Source organism: Pseudomonas sp. D3-27 (assembly GCF_051132165.1).
Lineage (GTDB): Bacteria > Pseudomonadota > Gammaproteobacteria > Pseudomonadales > Pseudomonadaceae > Aquipseudomonas.
Genome location: NZ_CP071667.1, coordinates 4829926 through 4851412 on the forward strand (window position 1 = coordinate 4829926; position 21487 = coordinate 4851412).

Genomic DNA, 21487 nt, shown 5'->3' on the forward strand with positions numbered 1-21487 from the left:
GCCCACCCGACATTGACGCGACAAGGAATCGAATCATGGAACATCGCTCGTTGTTCGAGCCCACCTCGTTGGGCTCCATCACGCTGAAGAACCGCATCGTCATGCCGCCACTCACCCGCCAACGCAGCGGACAGCCCGGCGACATTCCCACGGCCCTGATGGCTCGCTACTACCAACAACGGGCCAGCGCCGGCCTGATCATCAGCGAAGGCACCCAGATCGAGCCTCGGGGCAAAGGTTATGCCTGGACGCCAGGCATCTACAGCCAGGCGCAGATCGATGGCTGGCGCACCGTGACCGACGCCGTGCATGCCAAGGGCGGGGTGATTTTCGCCCAGCTTTGGCACGTTGGCCGGGTGTCCCACAACGCACTGCAGCCCAACAACGCCGCCCCCATCGCGCCGTCGCCGATCCAGGCGCAAAAGGCCAAGGCCTTAATCGAAACCGGCCCTGGCACCGGTACTCTGGTGGAACCGTCCATGCCTCGGGAATTGAGCGTCGCCGAGATCAAGACGCTGGTCGAACTCTATGCCCAGGCCGCACGCAATGCCCAGAGCGCCGGCTTCGATGGCATTGAAATCCACTCGGCCAATGGCTATCTGGTCAATCAGTTCATCTCGACCCATGCCAACCAGCGCACCGATGAATACGGCGGCTCGCTGCACAACCGCCTGCGCTTCTTGCGCGAAGTGGTGCAAGCCGTCAGCGCCGTGGTCGGGCCCGAACGCGTCGGGGTGCGCTTCACGCCGCTGTTCACCAGCACCGACGAAGACCGGGTGTACATCGGCTTTGTCGAAGAAGATCCGCACCAGACCTACATCGAGGCCATCAAGGTGCTTGAGCAAGCAGGCGTAGGCTACCTCTCGATCGCCGAAGCCGACTGGCCGAATGCGCCGGACCTGCCCGACGCGTTTCGTCGCGAGGTCAGACGCACGTTCAGCGGTCGCATCATCTATGCCGGTTTGTACACTGCGGATCGCGCGGCACGCCTGGTCGAAGCGGGCCTGGCCGACCTGGTTGCGTTCGGTCGTCCCTTCATTGCCAACCCCGACTTGCCTGAGCGCATCGCCAACGGCTGGCCGCTGAACACTCTGGACGCCGCTGGGCTGTATGGCGGCAACGAGCAAGGGTTCACCGACTACCCGCGGTACAGCCCCTCCACATCTGACGTAAAAGAAGAGGTATTGGCATGAACGAAGGAATCGCAGGCAAAGTCGTCCTGATTACCGGCGGCAGTACCGGCATCGGCGCCGAAGTCGCTCGCCTGCTGGCCGCACGCGGCGCCAAGGTGGCAGTGGCCGCACGGCGGACTGACAAACTGGAGGCAGTGGTGGCCGGGATCGCTCGCCAGGGTGGCGCGGCCAAAGCCTACACCCTCGACGTCACCGACAAACGCCAGGTCGAGGCCGTGGTCGCCGCGGTCGTGACCGACTTCGGCAAGCTCGACGTGCTGATCAACAACGCCGGACTGATGCCGATTCGCCCCATGGCGGAGGTCAACACCGATGAATGGGACGCCATGATCGACGTCAATCTCAAGGGCACGCTCTACGGTATCGCAGCGGCGCTGCCACGTTTCCTCGCGCAGGAAAGCGGACACATCATCAACCTGAGCTCCGTGGCTGGAGTGAAAGTCTTTGCACCCGGTGGAACGGTGTACTCGGGAACGAAGTTCGCCGTCAGCGCCATTTCCGAAGGCTTGCGCCAGGAAGTAGGCGACAAGGTTCGCGTGACGTCCATCGCACCCGGCGCGGTGGACAGCGACCTCAAGCACAGCACCTTCGGCACAGCCAAAGACACCGTGCTGGACTTCTATAAGAAAGCAATCCCGGCTGCCTCGGTGGCTCGTGCCATCGCTTTCGCGATCGAGCAGCCGAACGATGTGGACATCAACGAAATCGTGCTCCGTCCGACTCAACAGGAATTTTGACAACAGGGAAAGACAAAAGGGGACTTGACCGTAGAGGACTTCAGGTGCGGATCGTCCACCGGTACTCGGGACATACGTAGCCGCATCGAATGAATTTTTCTTCACCCCGGGTCTTCATGTGATCCGTTACAGTCCCCTCGCTCATTCAAGAAACTAAGGTTTTAGCCCGCTCTCCCGCGGGCTTTTTTTTGCCTGTCATTCCTCATCCCGACAAAAAAACTTTCAGATTCAGGACCAGCCGCCGATACAGCTCCGTTAAACGTTTTTGCTGGCTCTTAACAACAACAATCTTCCAGCCAACCGACGATCAAGCAGCGCAACGTTCCTGGAGGAATTTGATGAATAGCTGGTTTGGCAACATTAGCGTCAACATGAAACTGGGCCTGGGCTTCGGCCTGGTGCTGGTACTGACTTGTCTCCTGGCCCTGACCAGTTGGACCAGCCTGGGTGGCTTGATAGACCGCAGCAACTGGATGAGCGACATCACCCAGCTCAACGCTGGCCTGACCAAGCTGCGCGTCACGCGCCTGCAATACATGCTGACCAACGGCGACGAGACCGCCGCGCAAAATGTACAGACCACCCTTGATGGTTTCCTGGCGCAGCAGAACGCGCTGCTCAACAGTTTCAAAAGCCCTGCAAACGTCAAACTGCTCAAAGAGCAGAATGCGACCATCAACGCCTATCAAGTGTCGCTGAACAAAATGCGCAGCGCCTACCGTACCGGCAACTCCGCCCGTGAGGTCATGGGCGCAAACGCCGAGACGGCCTACAAGCTGATCGAAGCAATCGATTCGGACGTCAAGCAAATGGCCCTCAGCGATGAACGCTTTGAGCAGTTCCAGGCCATTACCCAGACCAAGCAGGCGTTCATGCTGGCTCGTTATGAAGTGCGCGGCTATACCGCCAACCCCAACGCCGATACCGAACGCAAGGCCTTCGCCCAACTGGATGCCGCCATCGCGTCGCTCAAGCCGCTCGATGAATACTTCGCCAGTACCCGCCAAGGTGAGCTGCGCCAGCTTGAGTCGACCCTGGTCCAATACCGCAGCGCCGTACAGGCTTTCAAATTGGCCACGGCCGATGTTGTACAGGCACGCAAGGAAATGACTGACCAAGGCGCGGCCATCGTCTCCCTGAGCGAGCAGCTGTACCAGATCCAACTCGATCGTCGCGACGCCGAAAGCGCCCAAGCCCGCACGCTGCAACTGGTCAGCACCTTGCTGGCCTTGTTGGTGGGCGTCATTGCCGCCGTGGTCATCACTCGCCAGATCACTCGCCCGCTGCGTGAAACGCTCGCCGTGGTAGAGCGCATCGCCGGCGGCGACCTGTCGCAGAACGTTATCGTTACCCGTCGCGATGAACTCGGCGTCTTGCAACAAGGCATCGCCCGCATGGGCGTGACCTTGCGCGACCTCATCAGCGGCATCCGCGATGGCGTGACGCAGATCGCCAGCGCCGCCGAAGAGCTGTCGGCCGTCACCGAGCAGACCAGCGCCGGGGTCAACAGCCAGAAAGTCGAGACCGACCAGGTCGCGACCGCCATGCATGAGATGACCGCCACGGTCCAGGAAGTCGCCCGCAACGCCGAAGAAGCGTCCCAAGCCGCGGCCGCCGCCGACGGCGAAGCCCGTGATGGCGACCAGGTGGTCAACGAAGCCATCGCTCAGATCGAACGCCTGGCCAGTGAAGTGGTGCGCTCTACCGATGCGATGACCGTTCTGCAGCAGGAAAGCGACAAGATCGGCGCGGTGATGGACGTCATCAAGGCCGTCGCCGAGCAGACCAACTTGCTGGCGCTCAACGCCGCCATCGAAGCGGCCCGCGCCGGTGAAGCCGGTCGTGGCTTCGCAGTCGTCGCCGACGAAGTCCGTGGCCTGGCCCAACGCACGCAGAAATCCACCGAGGAAATCGAAGGCCTGGTGGCCGGCCTGCAGAACGGCACCCAGCAAGTGGCCGCCGTGATGAACAACAGCCGCAACCTCACCGACAGTAGCGTGGCACTGACCCGCAAGGCCGGCGTGTCACTGGAGAACATCACCCGCACGGTGTCGAACATCCAGTCGATGAACCAGCAGATCGCCGCCGCCGCCGAGCAACAGAGCGCCGTGGCCGAAGAGATCAGCCGCAGCATCATCAACGTGCGCGATGTCTCCGAACAAACCGCCGCCGCCAGCGAAGAGACCGCAGCGTCCAGTGTTGAACTGGCGCGGTTGGGCGGTCAGTTGCAGCAGATGGTCAGTCATTTCAGGGTTTGATTACGCAAACGCCCGCTTCCAATGGAAACGGGCGTCTTGCCTACCGATGCAGCTCAAGCGTTCCAGGGGTTGATCACCTCAATCCCCGGAAACTCGAAGTCTCTTATGTTGCGTGTGGCAATCGGCGCGCCGTGAGACCGGCAAATAGCCGCAATTTGCGCATCGGCCATACCCGCCGCCTTACCCTTGGCCTCACACGACGCAACAAGCGTTGCGTACTCAACAGCCGCATGGGCATCAAAAGATAAAATCCTGCCTGCAAAATCCTCTTCAAAAATTGCCATCGCATGGGATTCGAGCTTCTGCTTTCGCTTGCCGAAGGGCAGCCTGGCTATACCATGAAGAATTTCCGCGACCGTGATAGCGCAGATGACCAGATCCATCGCTGGCTGTGAATCGACCCAAGTCAGAACTTTTGTATCCGGCTCAACGCGCATGAATTCGGAAATCACATTGGTATCGAGGATTATCATTCAGAGAAATCCACCGCCTTTGCTTTTTCGTCACGGGACGGTAGGTCAAGCTCAACGCCCCCCAGGGCCCGGAACCTGTTTCGAATACGACTTCCCAATCCTCCCGCAGAATTAACCGTGGCCAGTGCGCGCCCCAGGATAAGACGAGCCTCTTCCTCCATTGAATGACCATTGTGAGCCGCAGCGATACGCAGTTGCTCTTTTATTTGATCATCTAGATTTCGAATCGTGATACTAGCCATAACGCCACCGCAATCAATGAAATCATTGACTGCAAGATTAGTCGACGAGTCGTCGAATTGTCCAGCCGCCGTTACACACTGATCGCGTTCGTAAAGACCAACCGATTCCCAAACGGATCCATCACGGTCATGTCCTGGCTACCCCACGGCATGGCCTGGATCTGTGGGTGGGCGTAGCGGTATTGCTTGGCGATCAATTGCTGCTGGAAGACTTCCAGTTCATCAGTCTCGATTCGCAACGCCGAGCCCGGCGTGCAATCGCCATGGTGCTCGGACAGGTGCAGCACACAGTCACCACGGGAGACTTGCAGGTACAACGGAAAGTCGTCACCGAAGCGGTGTTGCCAGTCGACGGTAAAGCCCAGGAAGTCGACATAGAACGCCAACGCCTTGGTTTCATCGAAGATCCGCAGGATCGGAGTGGTTTTACCGAAGCTCATGGGTTGCTCCCTGGCTGAAAAGACCCAGTTTAGATGGGTTGACTCCAATGCTTCGGCCTGTGATTGGGCTTCTTTAGTGTCGTAGTGCCATTATTGTGGCGTCAATTAATGCAACTGCTTGCCTTTGAATGCTATCGGGAGCAGTGAAATCCGTGGCGCAGGTCGCCTTCACGCGCCAGGAAACGTCCTTCTCTTTTGCCATTCGCTTGCCCTTTGCAATAACTCAGGATGCCGTTGACCCACACGCCGTCAATGCCTTCCGCCGCCCGTTGCGGTTCGTTGAAGTCCGCGACGTCGCGGATGGTCTGTGGATTGAACAACACCAGGTCCGCCCAATGTCCTTCACGTATTTCGCCCCGCTCCTTCAGGCCGAAGCGCGCGGCTGAAAGCCCTGTCATCTTGTGGACGGCGGTATGCAGCGGAAAAAGCCCGATGTCTCGACTGAAATGTCCCAAGACTCGAGGGAAAGCGCCCCACAGCCGTGGGTGCGGAAAGGGGTCTTCGGGCAGGCCATCAGAGCCGACCATGGACAAAGGGTGCGCGAGGATTCGTCTTACATCGCTTTCATCCATGCCGTAATACACCGCACCTGCCGGCTGTAGGCGACTCGCCGCTTCCAGAAGCGACACGTCCCATTCGGCGGCGATGTCTGCCAGGTCTCGACCGCCCATGGGCGGATGCGGTGTCGACCAGGTGATGGTGATGCGATGGGCATCGGTCACCTGTTTGAGGTCCAGTGTCGAAGAGCTCGCCGCATAGGGATAGCAGTCACAACCGACTGGGTGGGTTTTCGCCGCGTTTTCCAACGCCGCGAGCACCTGTGGACTACGTCCCCAGTTACCGGCGCCGGCACATTTGAGGTGGGAAATAATGACCGGGCTCTGGGCATGACGACCTATCTGGAACGCCTCGTCCATGGCTTCCAGCACCGGCTCGAATTCGCTGCGCAGATGGGTGGTGTAGACCGCGCCGAACGCCGCCAACTCTTCGGTCAATTGCATGACCTCGTCAGTGGATGCGCAGAACGCGTTGGCATAGGCCAGGCCGGTGGACAGGCCCAGCGCACCGTCCTCCAGGCTTTCACGCAGTTGCTGACGCATGGCGGCGATTTCTCCTGCGCTGGCGGTGCGCAACAAGTCGTCCAGATGATTGCTGCGCAGCGCCGTGTGCCCGACCAAGGCGGCTACGTTGACCGCTGGTGTCGCCGCCTCCACCGCCGAACGATAATCAGCGAAGCGTGGGTAGGCAAACGCCTGGGCGGTGCCGAGCAGGTTCATCGGGTCCGGCGGATCGCCCTGAAGGCGAACCGGCGACGCGCTGATGCCGCAGTTGCCGACGATCACCGTGGTCACGCCCTGGCTGAGCTTGGGCAGCATTTGCGGTTGGCGGATAACCACCGTGTCGTCGTGGGTGTGCACGTCGATGAATCCTGGCGCCAGCACGCGGCCAGCGGCGTCGATTTCGTCAACCGCCCGGGTGTCGCCCAGATCGCCGATGCGCTCGATGCGACCCGCGCGAATCGCCACGTCGGCGTTATAGCCAGGCTTGTCGTGACCATCGATCACCAAGGCGTTGCGGATGAGTGTGTCGTACAGCATGTCAGTCTCCCAGCGGCAGGCGATCGTCGCCGCCACGGTAATCGTCCAGGGCAAGCTTGACCCGCCGCAGGCGCTCTTGATTGTCTTGCGGATGAGCCAGCGCCAGTTCAGTGGCGAGCACATCGATGGCCAGCAGCATGCCGTAGCGCGCCGCCGTGGGTTTGTAGATGAACGAGGTTTCGGCGCCTTGCAGCGGCAGCACCACGTCGGCCAGGCGGGCCAGTGGCGAGTCGGCACGGGTGATGGCCAGGATCGGAGCACCGTAGCTGCGGGCCAGTTCAACCGCGCTCAACAACTCTGGCGTGATACCAGTCAGTGAACAGGCAATGACCAAGTGTTGATCGCTCAGCGAAGTGGCCGTGATGCGCATCATTACCGGGTCGCGGCAGGCGGCGATCGAGTAGCCGAAACGCACCAGGCGCACCTGTAATTCTTCGCCACACAGCGCCGACCAGCCACCGAGGCCGAACGCATGGACCATTCGTGCCTTGCCGATCATCCGTACCGCATCGCCGAACTGCGGCTCTTCGAACGCTGCCAAGTGCTGACGCAACGTCGATTCGATGTCCCCAACGATCTGTCCATAAAACGCCGATTGCTCGGGCGCGCCGGCGGGGTCGAGGAAGCGACTGCCGACGCCACTGGCCTGGGCCAGCTGCAGGCGCAGGTCTCGCAGATCGCGGCAACCGACGGTACGGGCAAAGCGCGACAACGTGGCGCTGCTGACCTCCGCGCGCTGGGCCAACTCTTCCAGGCTGGCGGAGGCGGCAAATCCTACGTCGTCGAGCATCAGCCGGGCGATTCTTCCTTCGCCGGCGCTGAAAGAATCCTGACGGGAGCGGATCTGGTAGAGGATGTCCATGACGGTTCCTTGCAATGGCGGTCAGAGCACGCGGGCAAGCCCAAGGGTCAAGGCGAACGCGACCAGGGATATCAATGTCTCGAGCACCGTCCAGGTCTTGAACGTTTGCGTGACGGTCATATTGAAGTATTCCTTGATCAGCCAGAAGCCGCCGTCATTGACGTGGGACAAGATAACCGACCCAGCTCCGGTCGCCAGCACCAGTAACTCGGGATGGGGATAACCCAGGCCAATCGCCACGGGCGCGACAATGCCCGACGCCGTCGTCATCGCCACCGTGGCCGACCCCGTTGCAACACGCATCAATGCGGCGAACAGCCACCCCATCACCAGGGGCGACAATTGAAACTCCTGGGCCAGGCCGACGATTTGCTGAGTGACCCCGGCATCCACCAAAATCCTGTTCAAACCACCGCCCGCCCCCACCAGCAAGGTGATGCTGGCCGTCGGCGCCAGGCATTCGTTGGTGAACCTGAGGATCGACTCGCGGCTGAAGCCTTGGGCGAGGCCGAGGGTCCAGAAGCTGAGGATGGTCGCCAACAGCAGGGCGATCACCGAGTTGCCGATAAACAACAGGAACTGATTGAAACCGCTCCCCGGCGTGGAGATCAGGTTGGCCCAGCCGCCAATCAGCATCAGGATCACCGGCAACAGAATCGTCCCCAGCGTTATGCCGAAGCCAGGCAGATTGGCCCGTGGCTCCCGATCGAGAAATTGGCGCTCCAGCGGGTTTTCAGCGGGCAGTTGGATGCGCGGTACGATGAACTTGGCGTACAGAGGTCCGGCGATGATCGCAGTGGGAATGCCGACCAGGATCGCGTACAGCAAGGTCTGCCCCACCGACGCCTGGAACGCCTGCACCGCCAGCATCGCCGCCGGGTGCGGCGGCACCAGCGCATGGACCACCGAAAGCCCGGCGACCATGGGCAGCCCCACCATCAAAATCGACACGCCCACGCGTCGGGCGATGGTAAAGGCGATAGGCACCAACAGCACAAAACCGACTTCGAAAAACAGCGGCAAGCCGACCAGGAATGCGATGCAGACCATTGCCCAATGGGCATTGCGCTCGCCGAATCGTTCGATCAACGTCTGCGCCATCCGCTCCGCGCCGCCGGACTCGGCCATCATCTTGCCAAGCATCGTGCCCAAGGCCACCACCAACGCGATGTGCCCCAGCGTCTTGCCGACACCCGCCTCGTACGCCCCCACCACACCCGAGGGCGGCATCCCGGCCAGCAACGCCAGGCCGATGGAAACCAGGGTAATCACGATGAACGGATTGAGCCGGTAGCGCGCAATCAAAACGATCAGTGCAATGATGGCGATGGCCGCGTAGACCAATAGCCAATAACCGAAAGCAGGTGCCATGCGTTACTCCTCGAATGGGGTCACGTCGATGTGTTGTGAAAGTCATAAATCATTTCGACGGGAAATCTTCAAACCCACTGAAAATAATTTTCGCGCACAGACAAAAAATGTCGCTGATGGACATCGCGACAGGGCGACGATGAAAATTCAGCGCAAGATTTTCATCGCCCACAGACGACTGGCCGCCCTGCACTCAATTCCGTACCATCCGCACCTGTCTTCACACCGCTTCCCCGGCAGCCGACCGTCCACCGGCGCCCAGTCAGGTAAACCATGAAACCAGCACGCCTTAGCGCCGACGCCCTCGCCGGCCTCACGACTTCTTTCGCCTTGCTCCCCGAATGCATCGCCTTCGCCCTGGTGGCCCACCTCAACCCACTGATGGGGCTGTACGGCGCGTTCATCATTTGCACGCTGACCGCGTTGTTCGGTGGTCGGCCCGGGATGGTATCGGGTGCGGCGGGATCGATGGCGGTGGTGATCGTCGCGCTGGTGGTACAGCACGGCGTGCAATACCTGTTGGCGACCGTGCTGCTGGGCGGGTTGATCATGATGGCGTTTGGGCTGCTGCGACTGGGCAAGCTGGTGCGCATGGTGCCGCATCCGGTGATGCTGGGGTTCGTCAATGGCCTGGCAATTGTCATCGCCTTGGCGCAACTGGAGCATTTCAAGCGCGACGGCGCCTGGCTCAGTGGCCCCCCGCTCTACCTGATGGTCGGCCTGGTGGCGCTGACGATGGCCATCGTCTACCTGCTGCCGCGCCTGACCCGCAGCGTGCCGCCGGCCCTGGTGGCGATCCTCGGCGTTGGCCTGGCGGTCTATCTGCTTGGCTTGCCTACCCGGACGCTGGGCGACATGGCGCACATTGCAGGCGGCTTGCCGGTTTTCGCCCTGCCGGACATTCCCTGGAATCTCGAAACCCTGCTGATCGTCGCGCCCTACGCCGTCATCATGGCGATGGTAGGCTTGTTGGAAACCCTGCTGACCCTGAACCTGACCGACGAAATCACCGAGAGCCGCGGTTATCCTGACCGTGAATGCGTGGCGCTGGGCGCGGCCAACATGGCCTCCGGGTTGTTCGGCGGCATGGGCGGTTGCGCCATGATCGGCCAGACGATGATCAACCTCAGCTCGGGCGGGCGCGGGCGGATATCGGGCGTCGTGGCCGGGGTGATGGTGTTGCTGTTCGTGTTGTTCCTGTCGCCGCTGATCGAGCGCATTCCGCTGGCGGCGCTGGTGGGCGTGATGTTCGTGGTGTCGCAGCAGACATTCGCCTGGGCCTCGTTGCGAGTGGTCAACAAGGTACCGGCGAACGATGTGCTGGTGATCATCGCGGTGACCGTCATCACGGTATTCACCGACCTGGCCGTCGCCGTGCTCTGCGGGATTATCATCGCGGCGCTCAACTTCGCCTGGCAACAAGCCCGGGAGCTGTATGCCGACGCGCAACTGGAAGCGGACGGCAGCAAGCTCTATCGCGTGCACGGCACCTTGTTCTTCGCCTCGACGACGCCGTTTCTCAACCAGTTCGACCCGGCCAACGACCCTGATCTCGTTACCCTTGACTGTCGTCACCTGAGCTTCGTCGACTACTCGGCCATCGCCGCGCTGATGACCCTGCGCGAGCGCTACAGCAAGGCCGGCAAGCACCTGCGGGTGTTTCATCTGTCCGAGCGTTGCAAGCAGATGCTCAAGCGCGCGGATGTGCACCACGATTGACAGGACCCCGGCACAAAATTTGTGGGAGCGAGCTTGCTCGCGACAGCGTTGGGCCAGCCATATCAATGCTGACTGACCCGGGGCCATCGCGAGCAAGCTCGCTCCCACAGGTTCCACGCTTTAATTAACGATCTGGTCGGCTCTCTTGGGACTCGAAGCGTACCCGGCGAGCTTGCCCTGGATGAAGTCCAGGAAGCACTGGATGCGCAGGGCCAGTTGGGAGTTGCGGTAGTACACCGCATTGATCGGCTGGCGATAACCGCTGTTGGCATCGGCGAGCAACACCTTGAGCCGACCGGCGCGGATGTCGTCCCGGGTCATGAAGTCCGAGAGGCAGGCAATGCCCTGCCCTTGCAGCGCCAGGTGACGCACCGTTTCGCCGCTGGACGCACTGATGGCCGGCTGGATCGGCCAGCGATCGCCGTGGATGTGACGCAGTGGCCACTGGTTGAGCCCGTCGTTCTGGGCAAACCCCAAAAGCGAATGTTCCGCCAGTTCGGCAACGCTTGAGGGCGTCCCCCGCCGCTTCAAGTAAGCCGGACTAGCAAGAATGTGCAACGGGCTGCAACCCAGTGAGCGGGCATGGAGCGTCGAGTCCGTGAGCGTACCGATACGAATGGCGACGTCCGTGCTTTGTTCGAGCAAATCGATGATCAAGTCGTTGCTGTTGAGCTCCAGCTGGATATCCGGATACAGCGTGCGGAACTCTTCGATGTGGGGGACGATGGCGTGGAGCATGAACGGCGATGCCGCGTTGATCCGCAAGCGCCCGGCGGGGGTCTTATGGCGAGACGACAATCGCTCTTCCAGCTCATCCATCTGGTCGAGAATGCCCTTGGCCTGCTCGAAGAAGTACTTGCCCTCCTCAGTCAGGTCCATGCGCCGCGTGGTGCGGTTGATCAACGTGGTGTCGAGCTTGGCTTCCAGGCGCGACAAGGTGCGACTGACCGCCGAGGGTGTCTGCCCGACTTGCTCGGCGGCGGCGGAGATCGACCCGCATTCGATCACGCAGACGAAGATCTGCAACTCGTCGGATCTGGCTTTCACAGGTGTCCTCTCGCTTTCAGGCAAGTCCCGATAGTAGCCCGATTACCGCGAAAGGCCGAACACCTCGATCAGATGCCGCTCATACCGCGCCACATCTTCTTCGATGTTCGGGCGCTTCATCACGTCCACGCACAGGAAGGTCGGCAGAGCGGTCATGCCCAGGAATTGATTGGCCTTGTGGAATGGGAAATACACCGCGTCCACGCCCTTGGCTTCGAAGAAGTCCGTCGGGTCGTCGAAGGCTTGCTGCGGGGCGTTCCAGGTCAGCGACAACATGTATTGCTTGCCCTGTACCAAACCACCGCTGCCGTATTTTTGCGACGCATCGGAACGAGTCCGGCCGTCATTGGCATAGAGGCTACCGTGGCCTTCGGTAAAGACTTCGTCGATGTATTTCTTTACGGTCCACGGAGCGCCCATCCACCAGCCGGGCATCTGATAAATGATTACGTCGGCCCAGAGAAACTTGGCGACTTCTTCCTTGATGTCGTAGCCACCGTCGATGAAGGTGGTTTTCACATCAAGGCCGCCGCGGTCCAGGACGCTGAGCGCGGTGTCGTGAAGGGTGGCGTTGTAGCGACCGTCGGAATGGGCGAATTGCTTACCGCCGTTGAGCAACAGGACTTTTTTCATTGCAAGCCTCATCGATTCCAGGCGTGGCCGCTGGGCCGTCGCTCACTGGAAGATTAAAAAGATGGCGGCAGAGTACCGATGAGACTCGCGTGGAATAAGCACCCGAACGGCAAAACTGTTTTGATCCATATGCACGAATCGCTGCCCGATTGTTGCCTTAAACTCTTACAGTCCTTTAAACCTGGAGCCCGAGCCCTGATGAGTGAATTGCACGGTTTCATCCTGCATGCCAAGACCCGACCGGAAAAAGCCGAAGCCTTCGAAGCCTTGTTCCGCGCTTACGTCGAACCGAGTCGGGCCGAGCCCGGCTGCATCGAGTACCACATGTTGCGGGACCAGCAGGACCCGACGTTGTTCATCTTCTATGAAATCTGGGCATCCCAGGCCGATCTGGATGTGCACTCGAACCTGCCGCATATGAAGCAATTTTTCGAACAGCGTATGGATTACCTGGAACGAGACTTCGAGATTCGTCGCGTCGACATGCTCAGCCCCTCTTCGGCTAACCGCTGATCAAAAGATGGCCGCCGAGCACACCGAGGCCGATGAAAAACACCCGCTTGAACAGCACGGCGCTGAGCCGCTGGCGCAACCATTGCCCCAGCCACATCCCCAGCAACGCCGGTATCAGCGCCAGCAGCGACGCGCTCAACTCACCGCCGCCCAAGGCGCCTCGCCACAACAGCCCGGCCGCCAAGGCCAATGTTGAAACGGTAAATGACAAGCCCAGGGCCTGGACCAGCTCATCTCGGTTCAAGCCCAACGCCTGGAGATAAGGCACCGCTGGAATCACGAACACGCCAGTGGCCGAAGTGATCACACCGGTGAGCAAGCCGCAAAGCGGAGCAAGCCAGCCTTCTTGCCCGACACCGACCCGCAACGTCGGTAGAAACAAGCCGCTCAACGCGTAAACCATCAGCGCGGCGCCCAGTCCCTTTATTGCCCATGCCCCGCCCACCATGCCGATCCACAACGTACCGAATCCGGTGCCGATGAAAATCGCCAGCAGCAGCGGCCACAGCCGCCGTATGAGCGCGCGCAAATGCCCGCCAAACGTCAACTGCCAGACATTGGTCAGTGTCGCCGGAATGATCAACAGCGCTGCAGCCTGCATCGGGGCCATAGCCAGCCCGAGCAAGCCCATGGCGATGGTCGGCAGGCCGAGACCGATCACCCCCTTGACGGTACCGGCCAGCAGGAAGGTGCCAATGACCAGCAGGGAAAGGGCCGGGCCGAGGTTCTGGTAGAAAGCGAAGAGTGTGTCCATAGGGCTATCGTGCGCCCCGGGCCTTGGTTTTGAAATGTGCCATATACTGAGGGTGCCTCTCTTCCTGCAAGAGGCTGGTAATTTTGGCGATGCTACTGGCGCCATCGCGAGCAAGCTCGCTCCCCTAAGGGATTGCGTTCGAAACTGTGGGAGCGAGCTTGCTCGCGATGACGATAAACCGGCACCGCAACACTGAGACAGGATCCCCGGCCATGCACCTCGACTTCACCGACCTGCGCCTCTACCTGAACGTCCTCGACGCTGGCAACATCACCGCCGGCGCGGCCCGCAGCCATTTGTCCCTGGCTGCGGCCAGTGCGCGAATCCGTGCCATGGAGGCGTCCCTGGGCATCGACCTGCTTGAACGCGGGCGACGCGGCATCACCCCGACGCCGGCCGGCAAGGCGCTGGCCGAACATGCGCGGATCCTGCTGCAACATGCCGAACGCCTCCAGCAGGATCTGGCCGAATACGCCCGAGGCGCGAAAGGCCGGGTGCGGCTGCTCTGCAACACCAGCGCCATGACCGAGTACCTGCCCGAATTGCTCGCCGGTTTTCTCAAGGCCCATCCCAATCTCGACATCGACCTGCAGGAGTTGCCCAGCTCCCGGATCACCCATGCGCTGCGCCAGGGCACAGCGGACCTGGGTATCGTTTCCGACGCGGTGAACACCGATGACCTTCAGGCCTGGCCATTTCGCGACGACCCGCTGGTATTGATCCTACCGACCGGACATTCGCTGGCTGACGGCCGAGCCGTGCGTTTCAGCGAGACCCTCAATCACGACTATATCGGCCTGAACGCCTCCAGCGCCTTGGCGATCCACTTGGAAGAACAGGCCCTGCACATCGGCTCACGCATGCAGATCCGCATTCGCGCCGACAGTTTCGATGGGGTGATTCGCATGGTGGCCCACGGCGCTGGCATCGCTATCGTGCCAAAGGCTGCCATCGACCGGCGACCGTCCGAGCGCGCGTATCGGTGCGTCCCGTTGCAAGAGACCTGGACCCGACGAGCGCTGCTGCTCTGCGCCCGTAACTTCGAAGGTTTGCCGCCCTATGCCAAAGCCCTGGCTCAGCATTTGGCCGAATAATGCGCGCTTCTGGACAGCCCGGTGTCGAGCACAGGCATCTGCCCAGTCCTGCTCCGCGCTAGGGTGCAGCTTCTTTTTTGCCCCTTTTCGGAGCTCACATGACCGCCCCCATCACCGTCCTGCGCGACACCCATCCGCTGCCCGTACTCGATGCCTGCAAATGGGAAAAACTCGAAGGCGATCCGCACACCGTCAACCTCAATGCTTACACCAGCGAAGACGGCAGCAAGATCATGGGCACCTGGATTTGCACGCCCGGCAAATGGCGTGTGGACTATGTGAAGTGGGAGTACTGCCATTTCCAGGAAGGCTATTGCGTGATCACCCCGGACGGCATGGCGCCGATCCATCTGCGCGCCGGTGACATTTTTGTCGTCGAGCCGGGCATGAAAGGCACTTGGGAAGTGGTCGAGACCGTGCGCAAGTATTTCGTGTTTGCCTGACATAAAAAAAGCCGAGAGACCACCCGACGCGGTCGCTCGGCAAACAACTTCCAGAATGCACTACCCTGTGGCGAGGTGATTTATCCCCTCGCCACAAAAACTTCAGAGCGCCTCAAGTTTTACTGCGGCTTGCGATAGCTGTTAACAATCGCCGAGAAATCCTGGCCGCCCTCGCCCCGCTGGCTCATCGCCTGATATAGCTGCTGCGCCACCGCGCCCAATATCACCGGCTGACGGGCTTGGCGCGCGGCTTCGGTGGCCAGGCCCAAGTCCTTGAGCATCAAGTCCGCGCCGAAACCGCCGGTATAACCGCGCGCCGCTGGTGCCGTTTCGATCACGCCCGGCCATGGGTTGTAGGTATCCGAACTCCAGCACCGCCCGGTCGAGCTGTTGATAATGCCGGCCAGCACCTGGGTGTCGATCCCCAAGGCATCGCCCAGCGCCATGGCCTCGCTGACACCCACCATGGAAATCCCCAGCAGCAGGTTGTTGCAGATCTTGGCGATCTGCCCGGTGCCGACTTCGCCGCAGTGCACGATGTTGCGGCCCATTTGCGCCAGCACCGGTTGCAGGGTGGCGAACAGCTCGTCCGTAGCGCCAACCATGAAGGTCAACGTGCCCGCCGCCGCGCCGCCAGTACCGCCCGAGACGGGCGCATCGGCCATCGCCACTCCTTGCTTCGCAGCGGCGGCCGCCACGTCACGAGCGGTCTGCGGATCGATGGTGCTGCAATCAACGGCCGGCGTACCAGCGGCGATGCCGGCAAGCACGCCGTCCTCACCCAGCCAGACACTGCGTACATGGGCGGCGGCCGGCAGCATGGTAATCACCAGCGCCGCACCCTGGGCCGCATCGCGGGGCGAGGCGCTGATCGTGCCGCCCAACGCCGCCAGTTCGGCCAGCACCGTCTGGTTCAGGTCGAACAGGTTCAGCGAATGGCCGGCCTTGAGCAGGTTGCGCGCCATGGGGGCGCCCATGTTACCCAGGCCGATAAATGCGATGTTCATGTCCGGCTCCTTAACGCAGATTGATGGTGGTGTTCACACCGTCATTGACGCTGTCGTCATCGAACCAACGCGCGGTAACGGTCTTGGTCTGAGTGTAGAACTGCACCACCTGTTTGCCGTAAGGGCCAAGGTCGCCAAGCTTCGAACCACGGGAACCGGTGAAGCTGAAGAACGGTACCGGCACCGGGATCGGAATGTTGATGCCCACTTGGCCAACGTCGATTTCGCTCTGGAACTTGCGCGCCGCCGCTCCGCTCTGGGTGAACAGGCCGGTGCCGTTGCCGAATGGGTTGGCGTTGACCAGGGCAATGGCCTGATCCAGGGTGTCGACTTCCAGCACCACCAGCACCGGGCCGAAGATTTCTTCGGTGTAGATGCGCATGTCGGTGGTCACGCCGGAAAACAGGGTCGGGCCGACAAAGTTACCTTCCTCGAAACCCGGCACGCTGATTTCCCGTCCGTCGAGCTCCAGCTTCGCGCCTTCCTTCACGCCGCTTTCGATCAATTCAAGGATCCGCGCCTTGGCTCGCTTGGAAATCACCGGGCCGACATCAGTGCCCGGCTCGCTGCCTGCGTTGACCTTGAGCTTCTTCGCCAGCGCCTTCAGCTCCGGCAACCATTGCTTGGCCGCGCCCACCATCACCACGACGGAGGTGGCCATGCAACGCTGGCCCGCCGCGCCGAAACCGGCGCCGACCAAGGCGTTGAGGGTTTGCTCGCGATTGGCATCGGGCAACACCACCGCATGGTTCTTCGCGCCCATCATCGATTGCACGCGCTTGCCATGGCGGCCCGCCAAGTCATAGACGTGGGTGCCTACCGCTGTGGAGCCGACGAAGGAAACGGCCTTGATGTCCTTGTGGGTACAAAGCGCATCCACTACGTCCTTGCCGCCGTGCACCACATTGAGAACGCCTGCCGGTACGCCGGCCTCGATGGCCAGTTCCACCAGCAGCATGGTCGACAACGGATCCTGTTCGGACGGCTTGAGCACGAATGTATTGCCGCAGGCGATGGCCATCGGAAACATCCACAACGGGATCATCGCCGGAAAGTTGAACGGCGTGATTCCCGCGCATACCCCGATCGGCTGGCGCAGTGTGTAGGTGTCCACGCCCCCGGCGACGTTCTCGGCGAACTCGCCCATCTGCAGGGTGCCGATGGAACAAGCGTGCTCGACCACTTCAAGGCCACGGAAAATATCGCCTTCGGCATCCGCGATGGTCTTGCCTTGTTCGGCGCTCAGCACCGCGGCGATGCGCTTGGAATGCTCGCGAATCAGGGCCTGGAGCTTGAGCATGATGCGCATCCGCGCACCGATGGGCGTCAGTTTCCAGGTCTGGAAGGCACGCTGGGCAGCGGCGATGGCTGCATCGACTTCCGAGGCCGTGGCAAACGGGACCTTCGCCAGCACCTGTTGGGTAGCCGGGTTGACGATGTCGTGCCATTCGTTGGATCGGGATTCAACCCACTCGCCATCGATCAACAGTTTGACGGTATGCAGGGCAGTGTCGCTGGGCGTGAGGGAAACGTTCATGCTGGCCTCCGGGATTGTTCTTATATAGAGAGCGCTGGTTCAGCTAAGACCAAGACGCACGAGCACGCTTGGTGATGAGACGGTTTATGGAGTATAGATGTGCAAACTTCTAATAAGAACGCACATAAAAACCGGTCCATCATGCAAAAAAACATCACCTCCCTCGGTTCGCTGAACTGGGACGACCTCAAGTTTTTCCTCGAAGTGGCCCGTACCCGCAAGGCCAGCACAGCCGCCAAGCGCCTGGCGGTCGACTACACCACCGTGTCGCGACGCATCAGCTCGCTGGAAGCTTCATTGGGTACGCTGCTGTTCGAAAAATCCCGGACCAACGGTTTTGTCCTGACGGCCGAAGGCCAGCGGTTGCTGGGCTACGCCGAATCGATCGAAAGCACGCTGCACATGGCTTGCGAACAGGTGTCTGGCTCCGGCGTCGCGCTGTCCGGCCATGTGCGCATGGGTTGCACCGAAGGCTTCGGCAGCTTTTTCATCACGCCGCAATTGAGCCACTTCGTCGATGCGTACCCGGCGATTTCAGTGGACATCCTGCCGCTGCCGCACTTCATCAGCCTCTCCAAGCGCGAAGCCGACATTGTCATCGCCCTCGAGCGCCCTGAACATGGCCCGTATGTCTGCTGCAAGCTGTGTGATTACCGGCTGCAGCTCTACGCAACCCAGCACTACCTGGACAACCATCCGCCCATCCACCATCCGGCGGATCTGGGCAAGCATTCGTTCATCAGTTATGTCGACGACCTGGCATTCAGCTCCGAGCTGCTGTACCTGGCCAATGTCTTGCCCGGCGCGCACGCACATCTGCGCAGCACCAGCGTGATCGCGCAGTTCGTCGCTGCGCAGCAAGGTCGGTCGCTGGCAATCCTGCCGTGCTTCCTCGCGGCCCAGGACTCACGCCTGTTGCCGGTGCTGCCAGACGAAATCACCGTTACGCGGCAGTTCTGGATGTACTGCCGGGAGGACTTGAGGAAGCTCAAGCGGATTACGTTGTTGTGGGACTACATCAGGGATGTGACTGAGCAGAACCGGCCATTGCTGATGGGCAACAGCCGGGAGATGGTTTTTGCCGACTAATCGGCGATGACCACGATGGCAACGCGGCGGTTTTCGGTGCGGCCGCTGGCGGTGTCATTGGACGCGACGGGCTGGCTGCTGCCGAGGCCGCGCGACTGGACGTTCTCTTCGCGCATGCCCACGCCGATCAATACTTTACCGACGCTGTCGGCCCGACGTATCGACAGTTGTTCGTTATAGGCTTGGGAGCCTGATGCGTCGGTGTGACCATCGATGCGAACTCGCTCGATACCCGCGCCCAGCAGCGCCTTGCCAATGCGCTCGACAATTTCGGTGCTGGCTGGATTGAGAGTTTCCACATCGCTGCCAAACAGCACTTTGCCTGAGAGGCCGAAGGCCCAGCCCTCCTCCGTCAACTTGAAACCCTGCTCCTTGAGGACGGCGATTTGCGCTGGGGTCAGGCCCTTTTGCGGGGCGGTCTGACACCCAGCGAGGGTAAATACGGTGATCAATAAAAATGCTGCGAACCGCAGCAGAGAAAAACGAGCATTCGAAAGCATGCATTCAGCTCCTGGTTTGAAGTTCCGCGACCGGGTGCTCCGCACCCGCCGTGTGTTGACCGCCTCGGGCGAGGCGTTTGGCCTGGTACATCGCCGCATCGGCGGCGCTGAGCAGCGCACCGGGCGTTGCCCCATGCTCGGGGTAAACGGCAATGCCGATACTGAGGGAGGTCAACACCGAGGCGTTACCTGGCAACTGGATCGGCATTTCCATGCTGGCGATGATTTTTTCGGCGATTCGCTCGGCATCCTCGATCTTGTGCAACGGCGTCAGCAGCACCGCGAATTCGTCGCCGCCCAGGCGTGCCACAAGGTCATCTTCTCGTAACTGAGCCCGCACCCGGGTCGCGACGGCAGTCAACACCGCGTCGCCGGCGGCGTGGCCGAAGTTGTCATTGATGCCTTTGAAGCGATCGCTGTCCAGATACAGGACGGCCACTTGCTCGTCGAGCTTGCTGGCATTGCGCAAGGCGCGGATCAATCGACCTTCGAAAAATGCCCGGTTCGGCAACCCGGTCAGGCTGTCGTGGCTGGCCTGGTGAGCCAAGGTCTCGTTTTCACTTTGCAGGTGGGTCTGCCAGGACTCGAGCTCAGCGAGCAATCCATTGAAGTCATTTCCCAGGTTATCCAGCTCGGCGATGTCGGCCGGGGGAACCCTTCGGTCCAAGGCTCGCTCGCAGCGCGCGGCGTGGGCGACCTCAGCCAAGCTGCGCAACGGTCCAGTGATCGCCCGCAACTGACGTCGCGCCAGATACAGCGCGACCCAGGCACTGACCGCCGTACACACAATGATTCCCGCCAGGCCGCTGAGCAGAAAACGCAACAGACTGCCGCCATGCCCCGCCAGCAGGATCCTGCCGATATTTTGCCCTTGGTGGACGATGGGAAGGCTGATGGGTTTTTCCAGGAACGCCTTGGCGATGTGCATTTCCAGCTCTGAAAGAAGTCCGGTCTCCGGCCGCTGCCAGCGCGCTAACAAGCGGCCCTGCTCGTTGAATACCTGCGCATCGGCCACCTCTTCGGTGGTGGCGATCAAGGCCAGCGCTTCGGTGGCGGCGGCCTCGTCATCGAACACCACTGCCGCTTCCACGGTGTAGTTGATCGAACGGGCGATGAGGTGCAGGTTGTGATCGGCGTAGACACGCAAGGCAAGCACGCCCAGCAATGTAAGGGAAACACTGGCCATGGCGATCGCCACCAGCGCGACGATCAAATGACCGCGACCGATGACCGACCCCAACGTGGGACGAATTCGTGGTTTTGACGAACTCATGGGGCGGCAGGCCTGCGGCGTGATAGTTGGAGGACACTGGGATGGATGCGCACGCCACTACGGGCGACCGAGTCGAGATTGACCTCGAACGACACTTGCTCATCACCGACCCGCAGGCAAAACAGACTGCCCACGGTGCATTCATCCCCGCCCTCGCTGATGCTCAACACAGGTTGGCCAATCAGCGAAGCAAACAGACGGGAGCGTTCAGCAGTGCTCAGATTGCCGATATAGACGGCGTTGCAGTCAGCGGTGATGCTCGGATAATCAGCCAGCACACGCTGCACGGTCACGGGGCGACCGGTCGCCTGGGTGGTGCCTTTGACGAGGTCATCGGTATATTGGGTGGGGCCGACGATACACAGTTGCAGTTGCGTTGGCTCGACCGGCCACCGCGCATAACTGAGAATGCCTAATACAACCTGGGTGACCGCCTCGGCTCGCTGGTCGGCTCGAGTAACAGCCGGCGGGTCCTGGGCAATGACCGCAGGCGACAGCAGCCACAAAAGAAAGGCAAGCAAATAATGCCTGCAATCCTTGCTGCGCACCGCCTCCCGTCCCACCGCAGTCATGAATGATCTCTTGTTGTAGATAAGAGCCGGAACGATAGCACAGTGTCAAAAAGCCAGCGAGACAGTGTCCTACAAAGAGCTCCGACAAAAAACAGGCATTAGCGCAAGCAACGCACTGGCACACCAAAACCG

General features: G+C 61.0%; 22 protein-coding genes and 1 pseudogene. 9 read left to right on the plus strand and 14 right to left on the minus strand.

The annotated features are described in order from the left end of the window. The first annotated feature begins 35 nt into the window (after positions 1 to 35). From J3P92_RS21815 to J3P92_RS21830, 4 genes and pseudogenes are all read left to right on the plus strand, one after another. The gene (locus J3P92_RS21815) at positions 36 to 1193 is read left to right on the plus strand and encodes an alkene reductase (protein WP_434649017.1); all 1158 of its coding nucleotides are present in this window, start codon (positions 36 to 38) and stop codon (positions 1191 to 1193) included. Beyond that, a complete protein-coding gene (locus J3P92_RS21820; RefSeq protein WP_434649019.1) occupies positions 1190 to 1930 on the plus strand; it encodes an SDR family oxidoreductase in 741 nt (246 codons plus the stop codon). Before J3P92_RS21815 ends, J3P92_RS21820 begins: the two co-directional genes overlap by 4 nt. A 473-nt stretch (positions 1931 to 2403) precedes the next feature. Continuing rightward, positions 2404 to 3282: pseudogene (locus J3P92_RS21825) on the plus strand (methyl-accepting chemotaxis protein); the annotation flags it as partial. 201 nt (positions 3283 to 3483) lie between these two features. Further along, positions 3484 to 4188: a methyl-accepting chemotaxis protein gene (locus tag J3P92_RS21830; RefSeq protein ID WP_420765661.1), complete on the plus strand. Its 705-nt coding sequence runs from the start codon at positions 3484 to 3486 to the stop codon at positions 4186 to 4188. A 53-nt stretch (positions 4189 to 4241) separates the two neighbouring features. Here the strand turns inward: J3P92_RS21830 and J3P92_RS21835 are convergent, their stop codons facing one another. The 6 genes from J3P92_RS21835 to J3P92_RS21860 form a co-directional block, all read right to left on the minus strand. After that, positions 4242 to 4661, minus strand: coding sequence for a type II toxin-antitoxin system VapC family toxin (locus J3P92_RS21835; protein WP_434560789.1), 420 nt, complete (start codon positions 4659 to 4661; stop codon positions 4242 to 4244). Further along, positions 4658 to 4903, minus strand: coding sequence for a FitA-like ribbon-helix-helix domain-containing protein (locus J3P92_RS21840; protein WP_039592371.1), 246 nt, complete (start codon positions 4901 to 4903; stop codon positions 4658 to 4660). Before J3P92_RS21840 ends, J3P92_RS21835 begins: the two co-directional genes overlap by 4 nt. 71 nt (positions 4904 to 4974) lie before the next feature. Beyond that, positions 4975 to 5343, minus strand: a complete 369-nt coding sequence (locus tag J3P92_RS21845; protein ID WP_434560793.1) for a glyoxalase superfamily protein — start codon at positions 5341 to 5343, stop codon at positions 4975 to 4977. Positions 5344 to 5474: 131 nt separating this feature from the next. Beyond that, positions 5475 to 6941, minus strand: coding sequence for an N-acyl-D-amino-acid deacylase family protein (locus J3P92_RS21850; RefSeq protein WP_434649021.1), 1467 nt, complete (start codon positions 6939 to 6941; stop codon positions 5475 to 5477). Between the two features lies 1 nt (position 6942). Continuing rightward, a complete protein-coding gene (locus J3P92_RS21855) occupies positions 6943 to 7803 on the minus strand; it encodes a MurR/RpiR family transcriptional regulator (protein ID WP_434607900.1) in 861 nt (286 codons plus the stop codon). 21 nt (positions 7804 to 7824) lie between these two features. Continuing rightward, positions 7825 to 9174 carry a gluconate:H+ symporter gene (locus tag J3P92_RS21860; protein WP_434607902.1) on the minus strand — a complete coding sequence of 450 codons (1350 nt, stop codon included), beginning with the start codon at positions 9172 to 9174 and terminating at the stop codon, positions 7825 to 7827. Positions 9175 to 9447: 273 nt separating this feature from the next. Between J3P92_RS21860 and J3P92_RS21865 the strand changes: the two genes are divergently transcribed. Then, a complete protein-coding gene (locus J3P92_RS21865) occupies positions 9448 to 10893 on the plus strand; it encodes a SulP family inorganic anion transporter (RefSeq protein WP_434649023.1) in 1446 nt (481 codons plus the stop codon). Between the two features lie 120 nt (positions 10894 to 11013). Here J3P92_RS21865 and J3P92_RS21870 read toward each other — a convergent pair whose 3' ends face one another. Further along, entirely contained in the window at positions 11014 to 11940 is a 927-nt protein-coding gene (locus J3P92_RS21870; protein WP_434560799.1) for a LysR substrate-binding domain-containing protein, read from the minus strand. 42 nt (positions 11941 to 11982) lie between these two features. Then, positions 11983 to 12573: an NAD(P)H-dependent oxidoreductase gene (locus J3P92_RS21875; RefSeq protein WP_434649025.1), complete on the minus strand. Its 591-nt coding sequence runs from the start codon at positions 12571 to 12573 to the stop codon at positions 11983 to 11985. A gap of 198 nt (positions 12574 to 12771) precedes the next feature. Here J3P92_RS21875 and J3P92_RS21880 point away from each other — a divergent pair, with 198 nt between their 5' ends. Continuing rightward, complete coding sequence (locus J3P92_RS21880) at positions 12772 to 13086, plus strand: putative quinol monooxygenase (protein ID WP_420765639.1); 315 nt, start codon at positions 12772 to 12774, stop codon at positions 13084 to 13086. Here the strand turns inward: J3P92_RS21880 and J3P92_RS21885 are convergent. After that, positions 13076 to 13840 carry a sulfite exporter TauE/SafE family protein gene (locus J3P92_RS21885; RefSeq protein ID WP_434560801.1) on the minus strand — a complete coding sequence of 255 codons (765 nt, stop codon included), beginning with the start codon at positions 13838 to 13840 and terminating at the stop codon, positions 13076 to 13078. The genes J3P92_RS21880 and J3P92_RS21885 overlap by 11 nt on opposite strands. A gap of 212 nt (positions 13841 to 14052) precedes the next feature. Here J3P92_RS21885 and J3P92_RS21890 point away from each other — a divergent pair, with 212 nt between their 5' ends. Beyond that, positions 14053 to 14934, plus strand: a complete 882-nt coding sequence (locus J3P92_RS21890) for a LysR family transcriptional regulator (protein WP_434649027.1) — start codon at positions 14053 to 14055, stop codon at positions 14932 to 14934. Between the two features lie 98 nt (positions 14935 to 15032). Further along, on the plus strand, positions 15033 to 15377 hold the full coding sequence (locus tag J3P92_RS21895) for a cupin domain-containing protein (RefSeq protein ID WP_003177747.1): 345 nt from the start codon (positions 15033 to 15035) through the stop codon (positions 15375 to 15377). 119 nt (positions 15378 to 15496) lie between these two features. Here the strand turns inward: J3P92_RS21895 and mmsB are convergent, their stop codons facing one another. Further along, positions 15497 to 16384, minus strand: a complete 888-nt coding sequence (gene mmsB / locus J3P92_RS21900; RefSeq protein ID WP_434560805.1) for a 3-hydroxyisobutyrate dehydrogenase — start codon at positions 16382 to 16384, stop codon at positions 15497 to 15499. A gap of 10 nt (positions 16385 to 16394) precedes the next feature. Further along, complete coding sequence (locus tag J3P92_RS21905; RefSeq protein ID WP_434649029.1) at positions 16395 to 17921, minus strand: CoA-acylating methylmalonate-semialdehyde dehydrogenase; 1527 nt, start codon at positions 17919 to 17921, stop codon at positions 16395 to 16397. A 141-nt stretch (positions 17922 to 18062) separates the two neighbouring features. On the opposite strand from J3P92_RS21905, the gene J3P92_RS21910 reads away from it, so the two are divergent. Continuing rightward, complete coding sequence (locus tag J3P92_RS21910) at positions 18063 to 19010, plus strand: LysR family transcriptional regulator (protein ID WP_434564152.1); 948 nt, start codon at positions 18063 to 18065, stop codon at positions 19008 to 19010. On the opposite strand, the gene J3P92_RS21915 is transcribed toward J3P92_RS21910, so the two are convergent. The 3 genes from J3P92_RS21915 to J3P92_RS21925 are packed head-to-tail and all read right to left on the minus strand — an operon-like array spanning position 19007 to position 21355. After that, the gene (locus J3P92_RS21915) at positions 19007 to 19510 is read right to left on the minus strand and encodes an OmpA family protein (protein WP_420765644.1); all 504 of its coding nucleotides are present in this window, start codon (positions 19508 to 19510) and stop codon (positions 19007 to 19009) included. The genes J3P92_RS21910 and J3P92_RS21915 overlap by 4 nt on opposite strands. Positions 19511 to 19514: 4 nt before the next feature. Further along, positions 19515 to 20783 (minus strand): diguanylate cyclase domain-containing protein, encoded by a 1269-nt coding sequence (locus J3P92_RS21920; protein WP_420765645.1) that lies wholly within the window; start codon positions 20781 to 20783, stop codon positions 19515 to 19517. Further along, entirely contained in the window at positions 20780 to 21355 is a 576-nt protein-coding gene (locus tag J3P92_RS21925) for a YfiR family protein (protein WP_434560807.1), read from the minus strand. Before J3P92_RS21925 ends, J3P92_RS21920 begins: the two co-directional genes overlap by 4 nt. Positions 21356 to 21487 lie beyond the last annotated feature (132 nt).